This window comes from Flavobacterium sp. 9 (genome assembly GCF_002754195.1).
Taxonomy (GTDB): Bacteria; Bacteroidota; Bacteroidia; order Flavobacteriales; family Flavobacteriaceae; genus Flavobacterium.
In genome coordinates this window covers 1,913,572-1,932,557 of the sequence record NZ_PEEU01000001.1, presented here as the reverse complement: position 1 = coordinate 1,932,557, position 18,986 = coordinate 1,913,572, and the positions used below count along the sequence as shown (strand labels likewise).

The 18,986-nt window shown below is 37.0% G+C and carries 12 protein-coding genes, 2 tRNA genes and 3 rRNA genes; 8 read left to right on the top strand and 9 right to left on the bottom strand.

The features are described 5' to 3' along the window. Positions 1–48 precede the first annotated feature (48 nt). From CLU81_RS07385 to thrS, 6 genes are all read right to left on the bottom strand, one after another. Positions 49–483 carry a carboxymuconolactone decarboxylase family protein gene (locus tag CLU81_RS07385; RefSeq protein WP_099712696.1) on the bottom strand — a complete coding sequence of 145 codons (435 nt, stop codon included), beginning with the start codon at positions 481–483 and terminating at the stop codon, positions 49–51. A gap of 78 nt (positions 484–561) precedes the next feature. Continuing rightward, a complete protein-coding gene (locus CLU81_RS07380; RefSeq protein ID WP_099709231.1) occupies positions 562–1,134 on the bottom strand; it encodes a Crp/Fnr family transcriptional regulator in 573 nt (190 codons plus the stop codon). A 148-nt stretch (positions 1,135–1,282) separates the two neighbouring features. Then, complete coding sequence (gene rplT, locus CLU81_RS07375) at positions 1,283–1,627, bottom strand: 50S ribosomal protein L20 (protein ID WP_007810721.1); 345 nt, start codon at positions 1,625–1,627, stop codon at positions 1,283–1,285. Between the two features lie 101 nt (positions 1,628–1,728). Then, complete coding sequence (gene rpmI / locus CLU81_RS07370) at positions 1,729–1,926, bottom strand: 50S ribosomal protein L35 (RefSeq protein ID WP_007810722.1); 198 nt, start codon at positions 1,924–1,926, stop codon at positions 1,729–1,731. Positions 1,927–2,041: 115 nt separating this feature from the next. Then, positions 2,042–2,593 (bottom strand): translation initiation factor IF-3, encoded by a 552-nt coding sequence (gene infC, locus CLU81_RS07365; RefSeq protein ID WP_072974136.1) that lies wholly within the window; start codon positions 2,591–2,593, stop codon positions 2,042–2,044. Between the two features lie 22 nt (positions 2,594–2,615). Beyond that, positions 2,616–4,562, bottom strand: coding sequence for a threonine--tRNA ligase (gene thrS / locus CLU81_RS07360; protein ID WP_099709230.1), 1,947 nt, complete (start codon positions 4,560–4,562; stop codon positions 2,616–2,618). A 1,210-nt stretch (positions 4,563–5,772) separates the two neighbouring features. On the opposite strand from thrS, the gene CLU81_RS07350 reads away from it, so the two are divergent. The 6 genes from CLU81_RS07350 to pafA all read left to right on the top strand — a co-directional run bounded on the left by CLU81_RS07350 (position 5,773) and on the right by pafA (position 12,991). Beyond that, positions 5,773–7,286 (top strand): 16S ribosomal RNA (locus CLU81_RS07350). Between the two features lie 124 nt (positions 7,287–7,410). Further along, positions 7,411–7,484: transfer RNA gene (locus CLU81_RS07345), tRNA-Ile, on the top strand. 159 nt (positions 7,485–7,643) lie between these two features. Continuing rightward, positions 7,644–7,717 (top strand) — tRNA-Ala (locus CLU81_RS07340). 136 nt (positions 7,718–7,853) lie between these two features. Beyond that, positions 7,854–10,735: ribosomal RNA gene (locus CLU81_RS07335) — 23S ribosomal RNA — on the top strand. Between the two features lie 153 nt (positions 10,736–10,888). Then, positions 10,889–10,998: ribosomal RNA gene (gene rrf / locus CLU81_RS07330) — 5S ribosomal RNA — on the top strand. The 16S, 23S and 5S rRNA genes sit together here with 2 tRNA genes alongside, the layout of an rRNA operon. A 346-nt stretch (positions 10,999–11,344) precedes the next feature. After that, positions 11,345–12,991 (top strand): alkaline phosphatase PafA, encoded by a 1,647-nt coding sequence (gene pafA, locus CLU81_RS07325; protein ID WP_099709228.1) that lies wholly within the window; start codon positions 11,345–11,347, stop codon positions 12,989–12,991. A gap of 135 nt (positions 12,992–13,126) precedes the next feature. Here pafA and ald read toward each other — a convergent pair whose 3' ends face one another. Beyond that, positions 13,127–14,245: an alanine dehydrogenase gene (gene ald / locus CLU81_RS07320; RefSeq protein ID WP_099709227.1), complete on the bottom strand. Its 1,119-nt coding sequence runs from the start codon at positions 14,243–14,245 to the stop codon at positions 13,127–13,129. 200 nt (positions 14,246–14,445) lie between these two features. Between ald and CLU81_RS07315 the strand changes: the two genes are divergently transcribed. Continuing rightward, a complete protein-coding gene (locus CLU81_RS07315; protein ID WP_041516998.1) occupies positions 14,446–14,904 on the top strand; it encodes an Lrp/AsnC family transcriptional regulator in 459 nt (152 codons plus the stop codon). 63 nt (positions 14,905–14,967) lie between these two features. Here the strand turns inward: CLU81_RS07315 and CLU81_RS07310 are convergent, their stop codons facing one another. Then, a complete protein-coding gene (locus CLU81_RS07310; protein WP_099709226.1) occupies positions 14,968–16,416 on the bottom strand; it encodes a glyceraldehyde-3-phosphate dehydrogenase in 1,449 nt (482 codons plus the stop codon). A gap of 229 nt (positions 16,417–16,645) precedes the next feature. Continuing rightward, entirely contained in the window at positions 16,646–18,046 is a 1,401-nt protein-coding gene (locus CLU81_RS07305; protein ID WP_099709225.1) for a trypsin-like peptidase domain-containing protein, read from the bottom strand. 139 nt (positions 18,047–18,185) lie between these two features. On the opposite strand from CLU81_RS07305, the gene dapF reads away from it, so the two are divergent. Continuing rightward, positions 18,186–18,968 carry a diaminopimelate epimerase gene (gene dapF, locus CLU81_RS07300; RefSeq protein WP_099709224.1) on the top strand — a complete coding sequence of 261 codons (783 nt, stop codon included), beginning with the start codon at positions 18,186–18,188 and terminating at the stop codon, positions 18,966–18,968. Positions 18,969–18,986: the final 18 nt, after the last annotated feature.

Below are 18,986 nucleotides of genomic sequence, written 5' to 3'. Positions count from 1 at the left end.
TTCATTACGAAGGTTTTCTTGAGAATTTACAGATGTTAATTATATTGTTTATACAGCTCTCATTCCTGTTGCTATTGCTAATCTGTTCCATGAATTAATAGTAATGATTAACAGGATAATTTCAGCAAGATATTTATCATCAAATAGATTTGCAGCGTTTTGATAAACCTCGTCAGAAATATGGTTTGTAATCAAAGTTACTTGTTCTGTTAAGGCTAAAATTGCTTTTTCTTCTTCAGTATAAACATCAGCTTCACGCCATGCATTTAATAAGTATATTTTTTGCTCTGTGATTCCGTGTTTTCTGCCGTCAGCAGTATGCATATTAATACAATAAGCACAACCATTTATTTGCGACGCACGAATTTTAATTAGTTCTTTATGAACAGGAGTTAATGAAGTAGTAGAAATGTATTTTTCTAAATTCATTAATGCTTGATAAGCTTCTGGAGCAACTGTTGGGATGACGATTCTTGATTTCATTTTGATTGTTTTTAAAAGTTTGATACAAAGGTCTGGCATCTTTAACTTAAAAAACTTGAAGTACTTCAAGAAATGAATTTAGATCTTTCCAGCTCTAATTTTACTCATAAATTCTGCAGAGAAATCAAGATAGGAGGCAAGCATATATTGTGGAACACGTTGCACAAACTCAGGATAAAAATTATTAAAATGATGGTATCTCTCTTCTGCCGACATAGTGAACAAAAACTTAATTCGCATTTGTGCAGCACCAAATGATTTCTGAGATACGATTCTAAAATAACGTTCCAGCTTTGGAATCTCAACTAATAAAGATTCAAGAACAGATTTTTCTATTGCAATAACTTCAGTGTTTTCAACAGCCTGAATATAAAAATGTGATGGAACATGGTTGTGATAACTTAAGTAATCTGTAATCCACCAGTTTTCAATCCCAAACTGAAGCGTTTGCTCACTTCCTCTGGAGTTAATAATATACTGGCGCATACATCCTTTTACAATAAAATACATCGTATCACAAACCTGGCCTTCTTTTAGAACGTGATCTTTCTTTTTAATATAAGATAAACTTAAGCAAGATTCCAGAGTATCAATTTCTGAAGGTTCTAATGGTATAAATTTTTCTATATGCTGAAAGAGTGCTGTAAACATGAAGATAATCGTTTATACAAATGTACTTTTTAAATTCAATTTCTAAAAATATCTGTTTTAGGAACAGATCTAAAAGCAAAAAGCCACTCGTCGTAACGAATGGCTTTTCTATGATAAGTAAGTAATCTAAATTGAGTTTATAAAACGTTTATTTTACTTTATTAAGTATTGCTTTGAAAGCTTCAGGGTGGTTCATAGCTAAATCTGCAAGAACTTTACGGTTCAATTCGATTCCATTAGCTTTTACTTTCCCCATGAATTGAGAATAAGACATTCCTTCTAATCTAGCTCCAGCGTTGATACGTTGAATCCATAAAGCACGGAAATTTCTTTTGTTTTGTTTTCTATCGCGGTAAGCGTAGCACATTGCTTTCTCTACTGCATTCTTAGCAACTGTCCAAACGTTTTTACGTCTACCAAAGAAACCTTTGGCTTGCTTCATTATTTTTTTTCTTCTTGCTCTTTTAGCAACTGAATTTACCGATCTTGGCATAATTTTAATGTGTTTTTGTAGCAGGCGTCCTGAATTAAATCAAAGGAACTTAATGGCCATACTCCAAGGTTATATAAATAATTGTTTAACCTAAAGAATTATTAGATAATTCTTAATTGTTGTTTGATGCTTTTCATATCTGTAGAGTGAACTAGCGCTGAGTGTGTCAAAGCTAATTTACGTTTTTTAGATTTTTTAGTCAAGATGTGACTTTTAAAAGCATGCTTTCTTTTAATCTTTCCAGAACCAGTAACTTTGAAACGTTTCTTGGCGCTAGATTTTGTTTTCATTTTAGGCATTTTTCCTAGTGTTTTAATTTATTCTTACTTACTTATATTTTGGTCTGAAAGTTTAAATGTCAAAAGTCAAAAGTCAGTTTATGACTTTCGACTTTAAGACTTGTAACTTTAAGACTTATTTCTTTTTCTTCGGAGCAATGAACATAATCATTCTCTTACCTTCCAAAACTGGCATAGCTTCTACTTTACCATGTTCTTCTAAATCTGTTGCCAAACGTAGTAATAAAATCTGTCCCTGATCTTTATATATGATAGAACGACCTTTAAAGAAAACGAACGCTTTTAACTTAGCACCCTCTTTCAGGAATTTTTCAGCATTTTTCCTTTTAAATTCATAATCATGCTCATCAGTCTGAGGACCAAATCTAATTTCTTTTACTACAACTTGCGTAGACTTAGCTTTTAAAACCTTATCACGTTTCTTTTGTTCGTAAACAAATTTCTTGTAATCCATGATTTTACAAACCGGCGGTTCAGCGTTTGGTGAAATTTCAACCAAATCCAATTCAAATTGATCTGCTAAACGTAAAGCTTCTGCAAGCTTAAATACACCTGGTTCGATGTTTTCGCCTACTAATCTTACTTCTTGTACACCACGAATATTATTGTTTATTCTGTGTGCATCTTTTTTTTCTACTCGAGGTTGGTAACCTCTGTTGCTTCTTATTGCTATGACTTTATAATTTAAGTTAAACTGTAAAAACTTTTAATGTCTTTTTTATTTCTTCGTTTACAATAGCGACAAATTCATCAATTGTAACTGTAATATTCCCTTTTCCTTCTTGCCCGTGACGACGGATCGAAATAGTTCCGTTTTTCTCCTCTTCCTCACCTACAATAAGCATAAACGGTGTTTTCTGCATTTCTGCATCTCTAATTTTCTTACCAATAGTTTCGTTTCGGTTGTCAATTAGGGCGCGAATTTCGTGATTTTCTAGCAAATCTAAAACTTTTTTAGCATATATTTCGTATTTCTCGCTCAAAGACAAGATTATAGCTTGTTCCGGCATTAGCCAAAGTGGGAAATTTCCTGCGGTATGTTCTAGTAAAATTGCTATAAAACGTTCCATAGATCCAAAAGGAGCTCTGTGAATCATAACAGGGCGATGTAATTCATTATCAGCACCTTTGTAAGTCAATTCAAAACGCTCTGGAAGGTTATAATCAACCTGAATAGTTCCCAATTGCCATTGTCTTCCTAAAGCATCCTTAACCATAAAGTCAAGCTTTGGACCATAAAAAGCAGCCTCGCCATATTCAACAACGGTATTCAATCCTTTGTCAGCTGCAGCATTGATAATCGCATTTTCAGCTTTCTCCCAGTTTTCATCAGTACCAATATATTTATCTCTGTTCTCTTTATCTCTCAATGAAATTTGAGCAGTAAAGTTTTCAAAACCTAACGAACCAAATACATATAATACAAGGTCAATTACTTTTTTGAATTCCTCATCTAATTGCTCCGGAGTACAAAAAATATGTGCATCATCCTGAGTAAACCCTCTAACACGAGTCAAACCGTGCAATTCACCAGATTGCTCATATCTATATACAGTACCAAATTCAGCATAACGCTTAGGTAAATCTTTATATGACCAAGGTCTCACGTTATAGATTTCACAGTGGTGAGGGCAGTTCATAGGTTTCAATAAAAACTCTTCACCTTCTGCAGGAGTATGTATCGGCTGAAAACTATCAGCACCATATTTTGCATAGTGACCAGAAGTAACATAAAGTTCCTTTTGACCAATATGTGGAGTAACTACTTGCTCATATCCAGCTTTCTTTTGAGCTCTCTTTAAAAATTGCTCCAAACGATCTCTAAGTGCAGCACCTTTAGGTAGCCATAATGGTAAACCTTGTCCAACTTTCTGAGAGAAAGCAAACAATTCAAGTTCTTTACCTAATTTACGGTGATCACGACGTTTAGCTTCTTCAAGAAGTTCAAGGTATTCAGTCAAATCCTTTTGTTTAGGGAAAGAAGTTCCGTAAACACGAGTTAGCTGTTTGTTCTTTTCGTCACCTCTCCAGTAAGCACCAGCAACGCTCATAATTTTAAAAGCCTTGATAATTCCGGTATTTGGAATATGTCCACCTCTACATAAATCAGTAAAAGTTGCATGATCACAAAACGTAATAGTTCCGTCTTCAAGATTCGAAATCAATTCAGTCTTGTAAACGTTGTCTTTGTACATTGCCAAAGCATCAGCTTTACTAACCGGACGCATTTTAAATTCGTGTTTTTCTCTTGAAATTTCAAGAACACGATCTTCGATCTTTTTAAAATCAGCTTCAACAATCTTCTGATCTTCAAAATCAACATCATAGTAGAAACCGTTAGCAATTGCAGGTCCAAGAGTTAATTTAATTCCAGGATATAGTTCCTCAAGCGCTTGCGCCATTACGTGCGAAGTTGAGTGCCAAAAAGCTTTCTTGCCTTCCGCATCATTCCAAGTATATAAAATAAGACTACCGTCGGTCGTCAATGGAGTTTCGGTTTCTATTGTTGTACCATTAAAAGATGCCGAAATCACGTTTCTTGCAAATCCTTCACTAATGCTTTTAGCAACCTCCATCGGAGTTACGCCCGAAGCAAACTCTCTAATTGACCCATCGGGTAAAGTAATCTTAATCATTGTTTATAATTTTGTGAATGCAAATATAACGCATTACAGAAATACATACAATACATATATTCATGTTTATACTATAATATGTAAGACAAAATTTCATAATTATTTTCAGATGTATTTATTCGTACTCTATAAGTAGGTAATAATATAGTTTAATAAGCTTCTGTAGCAAGCATACATATATAAGTAGAAATTCACACTCCTTATATATAAGGAAGAATATCACTCGGCAACCCGACAGGTTTTTATCCCGTCCCGAAACTTCGGGATCGGGACTGTCAGGTTTATTTTTGACACCTATATATAAGGAGGGTTTTTGTCGAGCTGAGCGAGCCGAAGGTTCATAAGAAGCTTTTCGTTTTGGAATTTGGATTTTCAGATTTAGAATTTACATAAGCATCAGGAGCTATTTCCCGCTATCCGCTCCAATCTTTTGCTTTTTAAAGGAAAAAGCAAAAGGATTCCCACTACTATCGGGGCTAGGGCAGAGGATTCTAAAGGAAAGACAGGGCGTAAAACAGAAAAATACATTTCAAAAACAAAAACTTAACGCCTTTGCTCCCGGTAGCTATCGGGATTGCGAGCTATAAAGTCAAGGAAAAATCCAGCTTTGCGATCTTTGGCAAACAAATCCAGAGAAGAAAAACTTAGCCTCTTTGCGGTAAAATGGCTCCAATTGCTCAAAAACGGGAAAACCTCAAAAAAACTTTCGCTGCTAAAAAACGCTAAACCAGTCAGTTATAAAAAAGATTAAAAATAAGTAAAATAAAAGCTTGCAGAAGCGAATAAAGAGTGTATTTTTGCACCCGCAACAGCGATAGACGTTCACAGAAATACTGACAAGCAAAGGAATTGAAATTGAAAATTTATTTTCAAAAAAGATTAAAAAAAGCTTGTGAGATTCGAAAAGGGATATTACATTTGCACCCCGCAAAACACGGAAAGTTCATTGAAAGATTGGTAAATAAAGAAGTTAAAAGAGACGAAAATTTTCTTAAAAAAAACTTCAAAAAACATTTGCCAGTTAGAAATAAGTTTTCTACTTTTGCACCCGCTTTGAGAGACAAGCGAAAAGAAAAAGAAATACACGTTCGTAGACATATTGAATTGACAGCCGTTTTAACAGAGATGTTAAAACAAAAGAATAAGAGTAATAGAATCGAGAGATTTGAAAAGAACCGATAGATATCATCGCAATATAATATTAAAATATACGATGAAGAGTTTGATCCTGGCTCAGGATGAACGCTAGCGGCAGGCTTAACACATGCAAGTCGAGGGGTATATTTCTTCGGAATTAGAGACCGGCGCACGGGTGCGTAACGCGTATGCAATCTACCTTTTACAGAGGGATAGCCCAGAGAAATTTGGATTAATACCTCATAGTATTATGAAATGGCATCATTTTATAATTAAAGTCACAACGGTAAAAGATGAGCATGCGTCCCATTAGCTAGTTGGTAAGGTAACGGCTTACCAAGGCTACGATGGGTAGGGGTCCTGAGAGGGAGATCCCCCACACTGGTACTGAGACACGGACCAGACTCCTACGGGAGGCAGCAGTGAGGAATATTGGACAATGGGCGCAAGCCTGATCCAGCCATGCCGCGTGCAGGATGACGGTCCTATGGATTGTAAACTGCTTTTATACGAGAAGAAACACTGCTTCGTGAAGCAGCTTGACGGTATCGTAAGAATAAGGATCGGCTAACTCCGTGCCAGCAGCCGCGGTAATACGGAGGATCCAAGCGTTATCCGGAATCATTGGGTTTAAAGGGTCCGTAGGCGGTTTAATAAGTCAGTGGTGAAAGCCCATCGCTCAACGGTGGAACGGCCATTGATACTGTTAAACTTGAATTATTAGGAAGTAACTAGAATATGTAGTGTAGCGGTGAAATGCTTAGAGATTACATGGAATACCAATTGCGAAGGCAGGTTACTACTAATGGATTGACGCTGATGGACGAAAGCGTGGGTAGCGAACAGGATTAGATACCCTGGTAGTCCACGCCGTAAACGATGGATACTAGCTGTTGGAAGCAATTTCAGTGGCTAAGCGAAAGTGATAAGTATCCCACCTGGGGAGTACGTTCGCAAGAATGAAACTCAAAGGAATTGACGGGGGCCCGCACAAGCGGTGGAGCATGTGGTTTAATTCGATGATACGCGAGGAACCTTACCAAGGCTTAAATGTAGTTTGACCGGTTTGGAAACAGATCTTTCGCAAGACAAATTACAAGGTGCTGCATGGTTGTCGTCAGCTCGTGCCGTGAGGTGTCAGGTTAAGTCCTATAACGAGCGCAACCCCTGTTGTTAGTTGCCAGCGAGTCATGTCGGGAACTCTAACAAGACTGCCAGTGCAAACTGTGAGGAAGGTGGGGATGACGTCAAATCATCACGGCCCTTACGCCTTGGGCTACACACGTGCTACAATGGCCGGTACAGAGAGCAGCCACTGGGCGACCAGGAGCGAATCTATAAAACCGGTCACAGTTCGGATCGGAGTCTGCAACTCGACTCCGTGAAGCTGGAATCGCTAGTAATCGGATATCAGCCATGATCCGGTGAATACGTTCCCGGGCCTTGTACACACCGCCCGTCAAGCCATGGAAGCTGGGGGTGCCTGAAGTCGGTGACCGCAAGGAGCTGCCTAGGGTAAAACTGGTAACTAGGGCTAAGTCGTAACAAGGTAGCCGTACCGGAAGGTGCGGCTGGAACACCTCCTTTCTAGAGCCTCAAATGTTAGTGGAAACACACGTTGAGGAAAAAAGATGTTTATTTAGAAGGTTCTGAATCACCAGATTCAATTACTCTTGCTGTTAGTTCAAATAATAAATTTTAAGTAAAACAGAGTCTCGTAGCTCAGCTGGTTAGAGTACTACACTGATAATGTAGGGGTCGGCAGTTCGAGTCTGCCCGGGACTACTTTTTAAATTGTTAATTATAAATTATGAATTGTAAATTATAAGAAGCAAATAAATTAAAAAGACTGTATGCTTAGAAAAAGGAAATTTTAGAAGTTGAAAGATTTAGGATCAAAAGTTCATAATTTTTAATTCACGATTTTTAATTTTTAATTAAAAAGGGGGATTAGCTCAGCTGGCTAGAGCGCCTGCCTTGCACGCAGGAGGTCAACGGTTCGACTCCGTTATTCTCCACTGATTTACTGTGAAGATAGTAAATAAAAGTTCATTGACATATTGAGATAAGAAAATAATAAAAAGTAGAAAGCGTTTTTTACAATTTATTGTAAAAAGCAAAAAAAAACGGTCATAATTAATTTTATGATTGGTACAATAAGCAAAATAAGGGCGTATGGGGGATGCCTAGGCTCTCAGAGGCGATGAAAGGCGTGATAAGCTGCGAAAAGCTACGGGGACGGGCACACACCGATTGATCCGTAGATACCTGAATGGGGCAACCCACTATGTTGAAGACATAGTACACCGATAGGTGGGCAAACCCGCTGAACTGAAACATCTAAGTAGGCGGAGGAGAAGAAAACAAAAGTGATTCCGTAAGTAGTGGCGAGCGAACGCGGATTAGCCCAAACCAATGATGTTACGGCATTGTTGGGGTTGTAGGACCACGACATTTTATGTACAAGGAACCGGAAGTTACTGGAAAGTGACACCATAGAGGGTGATAGTCCCGTATGGGTAACAAGTATAATAGATAGTGGGATCCTGAGTAGGGCGGGGCACGTGAAACCCTGTCTGAATTTGGCGGGACCATCCGCTAAGGCTAAATACTCCTGAGAGACCGATAGTGAACCAGTACCGTGAGGGAAAGGTGAAAAGAACCGTGAATAACGGAGTGAAATAGATCCTGAAACCATACGCTTACAAGCGGTCGGAGCCCTTTCGTGGGGTGACGGCGTGCCTTTTGCATAATGAGCCTACGAGTTAACGTTGCTGGCAAGGTTAAGTGGTTAAGCCACGGATCCGTAGCGAAAGCGAGTCTGAATAGGGCGCTTTAGTCAGTAGTGTTAGACGCGAAACCGTGTGATCTACCCATGGGCAGGTTGAAGCTGTGGTAACACACAGTGGAGGACCGAACCGGTTGACGTTGAAAAGTCTTCGGATGACCTGTGGGTAGGGGTGAAAGGCCAATCAAACTCGGAAATAGCTCGTACTCCCCGAAATGCATTTAGGTGCAGCGTTATGCATAAAGTTATATAGAGGTAGAGCTACTGATTGGATGCGGGGGCTTCACCGCCTACCAATTCCTGACAAACTCCGAATGCTATATAATGTTTCATAACAGTGAGGGCTTGGGTGCTAAGGTCCAAGTCCGAGAGGGAAAGAACCCAGACCATCAGCTAAGGTCCCCAAATATACGCTAAGTTGAAAGAACGAGGTTTGTCTGCCCAGACAGCTAGGATGTTGGCTTGGAAGCAGCCATTCATTTAAAGAGTGCGTAACAGCTCACTAGTCGAGCGGACGAGCATGGATAATAATCGGGCATAAGCGTATTACCGAAGCTATGGATTTACAGTTTACTGTAAGTGGTAGGGGAGCATTCTAACAGGGTTGAAGGTGTATCGTAAGGTATGCTGGACTGGTTAGAAAAGAAAATGTAGGCATAAGTAACGATAATGCGGGCGAGAAACCCGCACACCGAAAAACTAAGGTTTCCACAGCTATGCTAATCAGCTGTGGGTTAGTCTGGTCCTAAGGCGAACCCGAAAGGGACAGTCGATGGCTAACGGGTTAATATTCCCGTACTACTAATTACTGTGATGGGGTGACGGAGTGATGAAAGCGCCGCGAACTGACGGAATAGTTCGTTGAAGTACCTACCTATAAGATCTGCAGGCAAATCCACAGATCTTGGGGAAATACGATAGTACTCGGAGTCTTCGGACAAAGAGATAGTGCGCCTAAGGGCTTCCAAGAAAAACCTCTAAACTTCAGGTAATTAGTACCAGTACCGTAAACCGACACAGGTAGTTGAGGAGAGAATCCTAAGGTGCTCGAGAGATTCATGGCTAAGGAATTAGGCAAAATAGACCTGTAACTTCGGGAGAAAGGTCGCCAGCGCAAGCTGGCCGCAGTGAAGAGGTCCAGGCGACTGTTTATCAAAAACACAGGGCTCTGCAAAATCGTAAGATGAAGTATAGGGCCTGACACCTGCCCGGTGCTGGAAGGTTAAGAGGAGATGTTATCTTCGGAGAAGCATTGAATTGAAGCCCCAGTAAACGGCGGCCGTAACTATAACGGTCCTAAGGTAGCGAAATTCCTTGTCGGGTAAGTTCCGACCTGCACGAATGGTGTAACGATCTGGACACTGTCTCAGCCATGAGCTCGGTGAAATTGTAGTAACGGTGAAGATGCCGTTTACCCGCAGTGGGACGAAAAGACCCTGTGCACCTTTACTATAGCTTAGTATTGACCTTGGATAAATGATGTGTAGGATAGGTTGGAGACTGTGAAGTGGCGTCGCCAGGCGTTGTGGAGTCATTGTTGAAATACAACCCTTTGTTTATCTGAGGCCTAACCCCATATTGTGGGGGACATTGCTTGGTGGGTAGTTTGACTGGGGTGGTCGCCTCCAAAAGAGTAACGGAGGCTTCTAAAGGTTCCCTCAGTACGCTTGGTAACCGTGCGTAGAGTGCAATGGCATAAGGGAGCTTGACTGAGAGACATACAGGTCGATCAGGTACGAAAGTAGAGCATAGTGATCCGGTGGTTCCGCATGGAAGGGCCATCGCTCAAAGGATAAAAGGTACGCCGGGGATAACAGGCTGATCTCCCCCAAGAGCTCATATCGACGGGGGGGTTTGGCACCTCGATGTCGGCTCGTCACATCCTGGGGCTGGAGAAGGTCCCAAGGGTTGGGCTGTTCGCCCATTAAAGTGGCACGCGAGCTGGGTTCAGAACGTCGTGAGACAGTTCGGTCTCTATCTACTGTGGGCGTTAGAAATTTGAGTGGATCTGATTCTAGTACGAGAGGACCGAATTGGACAAACCTCTAGTGTATCTGTTGTCCCGCCAGGGGCACCGCAGAGTAGCTACGTTTGGAAGGGATAAGCGCTGAAAGCATATAAGCGCGAAACCCACCACAAGATGAGATTTCTTTTAAGGATCGTGGAAGATGACCACGTTGATAGGCTATAGATGTAAAGGCAGTAATGTCATAGTCGAGTAGTACTAATAATCCGTAAGCTTATGTACACCCTTTTCCCGCACTGCAAGGTGCGGGGAGAAACTTTCTAAATACTTTTATGTTTCTTTATCTCAGTATGTTAAGATATTCTTTAATTGATAATTAACAATTTATAATTGACAATTAACAATTAAAAAGTTGCCTAAAGCAACTAACGACCTTAAGGTGGTTATTGCGGCGGGGCTCACCTCTTCCCATCCCGAACAGAGTAGTTAAGCCCGCCTGCGCAGATGGTACTGCAGTTATGTGGGAGAGTATGTCGTCGCCTTTCTTTTAAGAATCCTCATCATTTACTTGATGAGGATTTTTTGGTTTATAACATTTTTTAATTCTGCTCTTTTTTTCTGTTGAAAAATAAATTTCTTATTACCTCAGAGTGCGTTAGGGATAGAAGCGATATCCTTTTGTGATAACCTGCACTTCTTATTTTCTACAAAACCGCTATCACAAAAGATTTAGCGGATAGCCCGACCCGGAGGGGGACGCCATAAATAGAATTTGAATAATTTTCAAAACTAGTTTCTGTTAAATAAAAGTCAATTTTGTGTTTTAAATTATCATGAGTTAGCCTTTTAAAATGTGAATCAGTATTTTTGTGTAAATATTATAATTTAAGTATGAAAAAAAGTATTGTATTGTTGACATTGTTTGTTATCTCAAATTTAAGTGCTCAGCAGCGCCCTAAGTTGGTTGTAGGTATTGTAGTTGATCAAATGAAAATGGAATATTTATATCGGTTTTCGGATGATTTTTCTCCAAACGGATTTAAGAGATTGATGAATAATGGATATACTTTTCAGAATATGCATTATAATTATATGCCAACTTATACTGCTCCTGGACATGCTTCTATTTATACAGGTACAACTCCTTCGACTCATGGAATTGTAGGTAACGAATGGTTTAGTAGAACTCTTGGTAAAGAAATGTATTGTACTGATGATGCATCTGTAAAAACTGTAGGGGATGGAACAGTTGAAGAAGGCGCAATGTCTCCAAAAAACCTTCAAAGTACCACTATTACAGATGAAGTAAGAATGGCTACTAATTTTCAAGGAAAAGTTATTGGTATGAGCCTTAAAGATCGTGGAGCAATTTTACCGGCAGGTCACTTTGCAAACTGGGCTTTTTGGTATAGTAAAACGGGATCTTTTATTTCTAGTACATTTTATGGTGAGAAATTACCAGATTGGGTTACTGAGTTTAATAATGAGAAACATTACATGCCTTACATTAATAAAGGATGGGATTTGTATAAGCCAGCTTCAACTTACAATGAAAGTTTACCAGATAACAATCCATATGAAGGAAAGTTGTACGGAAGTGCTGCTCCAGTTTTTCCATATAATTTAAAAAGTATGTATGAGAAGAATGATGCAGGAGTTTTAAGAGCTACTCCTTTTGGGAATGATTTATTAGCGGAATTTGCTAAAAAAGCTATTGAAAAAGAAGAATTAGGTAAAGATAATATTACTGATTTCTTAACTGTTAGTTTCTCTTCTACAGATTATGTAGGTCACTTACTAGGACCACGATCTATGGAACTTCAGGATACTTATTTGAGACTGGATCAAACTATTGCTGACTTTTTGATTTATTTGGATACAACAGTTGGTAAAGGGAACTATCTTTTATTCCTGACAGCTGATCATGCTGGTGCTGAAAATGTAATCTATCTGAAAGATCATAAATATAATGTTGATAATTATCCTTCAAAAGATGTTAAGAAGAGCTTGCAAGATTTCTCTGTAAAGACATTTGGCGTTGATTTGATTTTAAATTATTCGAACTTTAATATTTTCTTCAATAAACAAATTATTAAAGAGAAAGGTTTAGAGCTTGTAAAAGTTAAGCAAGCTTTTAAAGAGTTTTTAATTACACAGCCTCAAGTTAAAAGAGTATATACTGAGGAAGAAATTTTAGCAAATTCTGGAAATGATTATTACTTAAATTTTGTTGCAAAAGGATATGACGTAACTCAGGATGGTGATATGATAATTATTGATAAGCCTGGAGATATAGAATATTCAACTACAGGGACATCACACGGAACACCTTATAGTTATGATACTCATGTGCCGGCTATTTTTTACGGATGGCATATTAAAAAAGGAGAATCATATCATAAAAAAGCAATAACAGAGATCGCTCCAACAATTGCTCAAAAAATTAAAGTTACTTTCCCTAATGGTACTGAAGCAAAAGTATTGCAAGAAGTTTTGGATGAGAAAAATGATAAAAGCGAGAAAAGCGAGAAAAAATAGTTCTCTTTATTTCATATAAAGTAAAAGCCTGTCATATTCATGACAGGCTTTTTTTATGCTTTAAAAAAGGCTTTTCAATTAAGAAAAGCCTTTTAAGTAGTGTTTATTTAGTAAGCACTTATTTTAATGTTAACACTATGCGTTTGCTAACACTAATTCTTCATTAAAAGGAAGATTCCAAGCTTCAGCAACTCCTTTGTAAAGAATTTTTCCGTTTGCAATATTTAATCCTTTTTTCAATTCTTCATTCTCATTACAAGCTTTTTCCCATCCTTTATTAGCTAATTGTACTGCATAAGGTAAAGTAGCATTTGTTAAAGCTAATGTAGATGTATAAGGTACTGCACCTGGCATGTTAGCCACACAGTAGTGAACGATATCATCAATGATAAAAGTTGGATTTTCGTGAGTTGTAGGAGTGCAAGTTTCAATACAACCACCTTGATCAACAGCTACGTCAACAACAACAGTTCCCGGACGCATTAATTTAAGCATATCGCGAGTGATTAAGTGAGGTGCTTTTGCTCCTGGAATCAAAACAGCTCCAACAATTAAATCAGCATCTTTAATTGCTCTTGTGATATTATAGTGGTTAGACATTTCTGTGTTTACATTTGCAGGCATGATATCATCTAAATGACGTAAACGAGGCAAGCTTAAATCCATAATTGTTACTTGAGCGCCTAAACCAGCAGCCATTTTTGCAGCTTGAGTTCCTACAATTCCTCCACCTAATACTAATACTTTTGCTGGTGGAACACCTGGAACACCTCCTAAAAGGATTCCTCTTCCTTTTAATGGTTTTTCAAGATATTTTGCTCCTTGTTGAATAGCCATACGACCAGCAACTTCTGACATCGGAACTAATAATGGTAAACTACGATCCGTTTTTTCAACAGTTTCGTATGCTAAACATACAGCACCTTTCTCAAGCATTGCGTGAGTTAATGGTTCAGATGAAGCGAAGTGAAAATAAGTAAATAATAATTGATCTTTTTTGATTAATGGATATTCAGAAGCGATTGGCTCTTTTACCTTAATAATCATCTCAGCAATAGCATAAACTTCTTCAATAGTTCCAAGAACTACAGCACCAGCATTTGCGTATTCGTCATCAGCAAATCCACTTCCTAAACCAGCAGTTGCTTGTACATAAACTGTATGGCCATGTTTTTTCATTTCAGAAACACCAGCTGGAGTTAATGCTACACGATTCTCATTATTCTTAATTTCTTTTGGAACGCCTATTATCATTTTGTTATATTTTTTTAGTTTTTTGTAAATTGTTTTACAAATCTACTGATAGAGAATATATTATTGATATTGGCTTATTAAATAAGAAAATATTATTTTATTTCATACTTTTACAGAAAATTATTCTTTTTGAGATCAATTTTACTTCCTCAAAAAGAAAAAATGACTAAATTTTAGTACTCATAGAAAACGCTTTCGTTATGGCTTTAGATGAAATAGACAAAAAAATCTTACGACTTTTACAGGAAAATGCGCACTACACTTTAAAAGACATCGCAAACAAGATTAATCTATCGTTAACTCCTGTTCATGATCGTGTTAAACGTCTTGAAAAAGAGGGTGTTATAGAGAAATATGTTTCGATTTTAAATAAGAAGAAATTAGGTAATAATCTGACTGTTTATTGTCAGGTTACATTAACAAAACAGACTTATGATACCTCGGAAGGATTTAATCAGTCAATTTTGAATTTACCAGAAGTTGTTGAGTGTAATTATGTTTCAGGAAATTTTGATTATATGCTCAAGATTATCATTCCGGACATGGAAAGTTACCACCATTTTCATCAAAAGAAATTATCAATTTTGCCCGAAGTCTCTCTTATTAATACGGTTTTTGTTATTTCAGAAGTTAAGAGTACTACCGTTTTACCGATTTAAATAAAAACAAAAAACCACCAAGAGAACTTGATGGTTTTAAGAATAGTTGATTTTGGTCTTATATTAATAGTAAGTATAACGTCTTACTTTGGCAATATACTTTGCTAAACGAATTACTTGATGACTATAGCCATATTCGTTATCATACCAGATATAAAGCACAATGTTTTTTCCATCTTTAGAAACAATTGTAGCATTACTATCATAAATTGAAGGTGCAGAAGTTCCAACAATATCAGAAGAAACTAATTCATTATTCAATGAATATTTAATTTGTTCTACCAATTCGCCTTCAAGGGCATATTTTTTCATGATTTTATTAATTGCAGGAATTGAAGTTGCTTTCTTAACTTCTAAATTCAAGACAACTAAAGATCCATTCGGAACAGGAACGCGAATAGCATTCGAAGTTAATTTACCTTCTAAAGATGGTAATGCCTTTGCAACTGCGCTTCCGGCGCCAGTTTCGGTAATCACCATATTTAAAGCCGCTGCTCTGCCACGACGATATTTTTTATGCATGTTATCAACCAAATTTTGGTCATTTGTATAAGCATGAATAGTTTCCAAATGTCCTTTGACAACACCTAAAGTATCTTCAATTGCTTTTAAAACAGGTGTAATGGCATTTGTAGTGCATGAAGCTGCTGAGAAAATATCAATTTCGTCAGGATTATATTCATTATGATTTACACCATGTACAATATTTGGAATCCCCTTTCCGGGAGCAGTCAATAAAACTTTGCTAACACCTTGCGATGTTAAATGTCTTTTTAGAGCTTCTTCAGTAGTAAAAGCGCCTGTGTTATCAATAACTAAAGCGTCATTGATTCCGTATTGTGTATAGTTAATTTCTTCTGGAGAGTTTGCTGTAATGATATGAACAGTTGTTCCGTTAATGATCAAAGCATTATTTTTTGGGTCAGCAATTACAGATCCTTGAAAATCACCGTGAATAGAGTCGTATCGTAATAGAGAAGCTCGTTTCTCTAAACTTGATGCATCACTTTTATCGCGTAAAACAATTGCTCTCAAACGCAATTGATTTCCTTTTCCGGTTTTAGACATTAGCTCTCTTGCTAATATACGTCCAATTCTGCCAAAGCCATATAAAACAACATCCTTAGGTTGAATTTCTTCAGATGATTTGGCCTTTTTTAGTTTATCCAAAACAAAATATCTTGCATCCGGATATTTTTCATCTTCTAAACGATATTCATAAGTAAGTTTTCCAAGGTCTAATTTTGCCGGTGGAAGATCTAGCGAAAGAACAACTCTTGCAATTTCAACCGAGTCAAAAATAGTAATTGGTTTACCTACAAATTCGCCTGCGTATTGATGTAAATTAATAATATCGCTGACATTTTTATCCAATAATTGATTTTTGAATAAAACCATTTCTATGGATTTATCATACCATAAATCGCTTATGATTTTGATTAATTCGACACCAGCTCTTCTTCGGTCGACTTGTAATGATACCTCTTTTTGGTACAACGTTTTTTTGCTCATAATTGATTAAATTGAAAAAAGAAAAACACAAATATTTTTTAATTTTGCGCAAAAGTATCCATTTCAATCGATTTCGTAAACAATTTTGTGATTTATTTTTGAAAATAAAAAAGCCACCCTGTTTTCCAGAATGGCTTTTTGAATTGTTAATTTTGAAGTTTTTTTAGTCGAAGTTTTTAAATTTTAGCTCAGATTGACTGAAAATTTCAACAGAAAACAAAGACTGTTTTTAAATGATAATTCTAAGAATTTCTCCATTTTTATTTATCATTTCAAGACGTACACTTTGTCCTTCGTCTTTTTTACTTAAAAGTTTAGAAACGGTCTCGATATTCGTTGCTTTTACATTGTCAATACTCAAAATAATATTGCCTTGTAATTCGTTTTGATATTGCATAAGATTTTCATTATTGATGTTTTTGATTTTTACACCATAATCAATTCTGAATTTCTTTCTATCAGAAGCATCGATATTTTCCAATTCGATTCCTTTAAATTCCGTACTGTAAAATTCATTTTTGCTTAATGTTACAGGAACAGATTTCGTTTTTCCGTCTTTTATATAAGTTACTTTAACAACATCGTTTGGACGTTTTGTATTAATGTAACCCGAAAGATCAGCATAAGTAGCAATATTTTGTTCATCAAGTTTTACAATAATATCACCTTTTGCAAGACCCGCTTTTTCGGCACCTGAATTTTTAGAAACTTTACTAATATAAAAACCTTGTGTTTCTGCAATACCTAGTTCTTTTGAAGCAGTACTATTTAGTTCGCCGCCTTCAACCCCCAAAATTCCTCTTTGAACATTACCAAATTCCATAATATCTTCAATTATTTTTCGAGCAATATTAGAAGGAACAGCAAATGAATATCCAACATAAGAACCAGTCATTGACGAAATCATGGTATTAATACCAATCAATTCACCTCTTGTATTTACCAAAGCACCGCCGCTATTTCCTGGGTTTACAGCAGCATCAGTTTGAATAAAAGACTGAATTCCTTTTGCATCTAAATTTCTGGCTTTCGCCGAAACAATTCCGGCAGTTACTGTCGAAGTCAAGTTATACGGATTGCCAACTGCCAAAACCCATTCGCCAACTTTTACATTATCAGAATTAGCAAAAGCAGTATAAGGAAGTTTTTCGTCTGCATTAATTTTTAGTAACGCGATATCCATTTTAGAATCCGTACCAATAAGTTTTGCAGGATATGATTTTTTATTATTTAACGTAATTTCGATTTCCGTCGCATCCTTAATTACATGATTATTGGTCACAATATATCCGTCTTCAGAAATGATGACTCCTGATCCGGTACCAACTTGCTCTTGTTGTTGTGTGCCTCCATAACCATAGAAAAATTCCATCATAGGATTACTAACCGTTCTTCGCGAAACATTTTTTACGTGAACAACCGTATGAACTGTCTTATCTGCGGCAGCTGTAAAATCGACTGTTTCGGCAGCTAAACCAACATTTTTACCAAAAGAATCGGGGGCAAGAGTAACAACAGAATTTCCTCTTCCAAAAAAAGAATTGTTGCTTTCAAATAATAACTTGTAAGCACCAAGGGTAGTAGCACCGCTTAGGAGTGAAACTAAAAATAAGGTTGAAAATCTTTTCATAATTACTATCTATGTTTAGGTTATTTTAAGTAAAAATATATCAAAAAAAAGCCGTTGTAAAGTGGTTTAACGCTCTTTAACATTGATTAACATTTCATTAATTATTTGTTCGTACTTTTGTGTTACTAATGTAAAAAAAATGCAAATAGAATTTTATAAATATCAAGGTACCGGAAACGATTTTGTAATGATTGATAATCGTTCAAATTTCTTTCCAAAAGAAGACATTAAATTAATTGAGCGTCTGTGTGACAGACGTTTTGGTATTGGAGCTGACGGACTTATTTTGTTAGAAAATGACTCTGAAACTGACTTCAAAATGTTCTATTATAATTCAGATGGAAACCAAAGTTCGATGTGCGGAAATGGTGGTCGTTGTCTTGTAGCTTTCGCTAATCAATTGGGAGTTATCGAGAACAAAACAACCTTTATTGCAACAGATGGTTTGCATCATGCTTCTGTAGGTGACGATGCTATTATTTCGTTACAAATGATCGATGTTGATGAAGTACAAAAGAAGGATTCATACACATTTTTAAATACAGGTTCACCACATCATGTTCAGATTGTTGAAGATTTAGAACATTATAATGTAAAAGACAATGGCGCTGCAATTCGTTATGGTGAATTGTATGGAGAAAAAGGAAGTAATGTTAATTTTGTAAAGAAAGTTGACGACAGTACTTTTTCGCTTCGTACTTACGAAAGAGGCGTAGAAGACGAAACTTTAGCTTGCGGAACTGGCGCAACGGCAGTTGCAATTGCAATGAATGCGATTGGAGAAACCGATAAAACTTCAATTAATTTAAATGTTGAAGGCGGAAAACTTGTAGTTTCTTTTGATAAAATTGGAGATCATTTTACTAATGTTTTCTTGACCGGACCAGCAAAATTTGTTTTTAAAGGAACAATAGAAATTTAATCAATGATGTCAGTCTGA

What these genes read in the sequence shown, in the direction of transcription:
- CLU81_RS07385 (WP_099712696.1), bottom strand. Translation starts at nt 483, where the DNA reads ATGAAATCAAGAATCGTCATCCCAACAGTTGCTCCAGAAGCTTATCAA.
- CLU81_RS07380 (WP_099709231.1), bottom strand. Translation starts at nt 1,134, where the DNA reads ATGTTTACAGCACTCTTTCAGCATATAGAAAAATTTATACCATTAGAA.
- rplT (WP_007810721.1), bottom strand. Translation starts at nt 1,627, where the DNA reads ATGCCAAGATCGGTAAATTCAGTTGCTAAAAGAGCAAGAAGAAAAAAA.
- rpmI (WP_007810722.1), bottom strand. Translation starts at nt 1,926, where the DNA reads ATGCCTAAAATGAAAACAAAATCTAGCGCCAAGAAACGTTTCAAAGTT.
- thrS (WP_099709230.1), bottom strand. Translation starts at nt 4,562, where the DNA reads ATGATTAAGATTACTTTACCCGATGGGTCAATTAGAGAGTTTGCTTCG.
- pafA (WP_099709228.1), top strand. Translation starts at nt 11,345, where the DNA reads ATGAAAAAAAGTATTGTATTGTTGACATTGTTTGTTATCTCAAATTTA.
- ald (WP_099709227.1), bottom strand. Translation starts at nt 14,245, where the DNA reads ATGATAATAGGCGTTCCAAAAGAAATTAAGAATAATGAGAATCGTGTA.
- CLU81_RS07315 (WP_041516998.1), top strand. Translation starts at nt 14,446, where the DNA reads ATGGCTTTAGATGAAATAGACAAAAAAATCTTACGACTTTTACAGGAA.
- CLU81_RS07310 (WP_099709226.1), bottom strand. Translation starts at nt 16,416, where the DNA reads ATGAGCAAAAAAACGTTGTACCAAAAAGAGGTATCATTACAAGTCGAC.
- CLU81_RS07305 (WP_099709225.1), bottom strand. Translation starts at nt 18,046, where the DNA reads ATGAAAAGATTTTCAACCTTATTTTTAGTTTCACTCCTAAGCGGTGCT.
- dapF (WP_099709224.1), top strand. Translation starts at nt 18,186, where the DNA reads ATGCAAATAGAATTTTATAAATATCAAGGTACCGGAAACGATTTTGTA.